The sequence below is a fragment of the Pseudomonas sp. RIT778 genome, from assembly GCF_019718735.1.
Lineage (GTDB): Bacteria > Pseudomonadota > Gammaproteobacteria > Pseudomonadales > Pseudomonadaceae > Aquipseudomonas > Aquipseudomonas aphyarum.
Window position 1 is genome coordinate 1 of record NZ_JAIHBA010000075.1, and the last position, 2,391, is coordinate 2,391.

At 58.2% G+C, this 2,391-nt stretch carries 3 protein-coding genes; 2 read left to right on the plus strand and 1 reads right to left on the minus strand.

The features are described from left to right. Positions 1-42 precede the first annotated feature (42 nt). Positions 43-345, minus strand: coding sequence for a hypothetical protein (locus tag K5E37_RS29275; RefSeq protein ID WP_007953977.1), 303 nt, complete (start codon positions 343-345; stop codon positions 43-45). Positions 346-578: 233 nt separating this feature from the next. On the opposite strand from K5E37_RS29275, the gene K5E37_RS29280 reads away from it, so the two are divergent. Both K5E37_RS29280 and K5E37_RS29285 read left to right on the plus strand, forming a co-directional pair. Beyond that, positions 579-1,637 carry a PA0069 family radical SAM protein gene (locus tag K5E37_RS29280; protein WP_007953978.1) on the plus strand — a complete coding sequence of 353 codons (1,059 nt, stop codon included), beginning with the start codon at positions 579-581 and terminating at the stop codon, positions 1,635-1,637. 238 nt (positions 1,638-1,875) lie between these two features. Then, positions 1,876-2,391, plus strand: a 516-nt coding sequence (locus K5E37_RS29285; RefSeq protein ID WP_221535829.1) for a carbonic anhydrase, incomplete at its 3' end; no start/stop codon positions are given.

A 2,391-nucleotide genomic window follows, 5' to 3' on the forward strand; every position in this document is an offset into this window, starting at 1 on the left:
CCCTGCATGATTAATCATGCAGGGTTATTGATTCAATCGCTGTTACGGATTGGTAATACTGGCATAGGCTTTGGCCAGGGCAACCAGTTTGGCTCGATCCTGCTCACCGATTTCACCGTCACGATCCACATCGTGCTCCAGACGGCCGATGCTGAAGGTATGGCCGCCATCCCGGGAAGTCGCGGTGACAAAAATCGGATCAACCAGCATTTCGGTCTGCACGCCCGCCTCGGCATCCCAGCCCAGTTCCTTGCGCGCCAGTTGCATGGAAACCAGTGTATTGGGCTCCGATGGGCCGGGCTGCATCAGTTGCAGAAAAATACCGCGCGAATTAAAAAACGACATCATCAAATCCTTTTGTCTTTTATATGATCAAGTGTTGTGAAGCGGAGTGGATATTACGAACCTGAACAGTAAACGAACAGCCAACTTATGTTTCTTCAATTTGCACAACTGCAACTTTATCTCTAAACAAACTTACAACTAACCGCGCGATTTATTGATGGACGGCTGAACGGTAGTGGAACATCCGCCACCTTGCGGATACTGTATGAATGTACAGATAAAGGAAATCCGTGATGACCAGCCCCTTGCCCCCGCGCGGTCGCGGCACCGCGACCAACCCGCACAACCGCTTCGCGCCGAGTCGTTCGGTGGCGGAGGATGACGGCTGGTTTCAGGAAGTGCCTTTGACCCAGGGCACCGAAGTCAGCTTCGAGACCGCGAAGACCATCATCACCCGCAACACTTCACCGGACCTGCCGTTCGACCGTTCGATCAATCCCTATCGCGGCTGCGAGCATGGCTGCATTTATTGCTACGCACGGCCCAGCCACGCCTATTGGGACATGTCGCCGGGGCTGGATTTCGAAACCAAACTGATCGCCAAAACCAATGCCGCGCAGGTGCTGGAAGAACAGCTGGGGAAAAAAGGCTATCAATGCGCTCCGATCAACCTCGGCTCCAATACCGATCCCTATCAGCCGATCGAACGCGAACACCGGATCACCCGCCAGACCCTCGAAGTGCTGCTGCGCTACCGGCATCCGGTGACCATTGTCACCAAGGGCTCGCTGATCCTGCGCGACCTCGACCTGCTCACCGAACTGGCGCAGCAACGGCTGGTGGCGGTGATGATCAGCCTGACCACCCTGGACGACGAACTCAAACGCATCCTCGAACCCCGCGCCGCCGCGCCCAAGGCCCGGTTGCGGGCGATTCGGGTGATGCGCGAGGCGGGGATTCCGGTCGGTGTGCTGTGTTCGCCGATGATCCCGATGATCAACGACAGCGAGATCGAAAGCCTGCTGACCGAAGCCCACGCCGCCGGCGCCCAGAGCGCGGCCTACATGATGCTGCGCCTGCCGCTGGAAGTGGCGCCGCTGTTCGAGGAATGGCTTGAAGCGCACTACCCGCAGCGCGCGGCGCATGTGCTGAGCCTGATCCGCCAGAGCCGTGGCGGCGAGCTCTACGACAGCCGTTTCGGTGCCCGGATGCGCGGCGAGGGGCCATTTGCCGACCTGCTCGCCCAACGCTTCGCCAAAGCGCTGAAGCGCCTGGGGCTCAATCACCGCGAAGGCTTCAATCTCGATTGCACGGCCTTCTGTCCGCCGGGTCGCCAGATGGCGCTGATTTAGGGACAATTGGCCTATGGTTGAGAGGAAGGAATGCTTGGCCCGGTTTACGCCGGTCACGTTTTTTGTGACCTGGAACACACGTTCTAGAGCGCTTGATTCAGTTTGAGTTAAGTTTCGGCGGTTACCTTGTTCATCGAGTGACTGACGGGTCGGGATGACCCGGATGTTCTAAACAGCCACTGGCTTCACACCGGAATACACGGGAACGACTCCCCGAATCCGCCAATGAGGATGAATCATGAGTGACAAGGATAAACAGCCGTTGGCTGCGTCGGCGCAAGCCGCCCCTGTGGCGGAATCCGCCGATGCAGCGTTGAAGCATATCGTTGACGGCTTTTTGCATTTTCATCATGAGGTCTTTCCGCAGCAGGAAGAACTCTTCAAGAAACTCGCCACGGCCCAGTCGCCACGGGCCATGTTCATCACCTGCGCCGACTCGCGCATCGTGCCCGAACTGATCACCCAGAGCTCCCCCGGCGATCTGTTCGTGACCCGTAACGTCGGCAACGTGGTGCCACCCTATGGCCAGATGAACGGTGGCGTTTCCACCGCCATCGAATACGCGGTTCTGGCCCTTGGCGTGCAGCACATCATCATCTGCGGCCACTCCGATTGCGGCGCCATGCGTGCGGTGCTCAACCCGGACAGCCTGGAAAAAATGCCGACGGTCAAAGCCTGGCTACGCCACGCCGAAGTCGCGAAAACCATGGTGCAGGACAACTGCAACTGCGCCAACGAAAAAGAAAGCATGCCG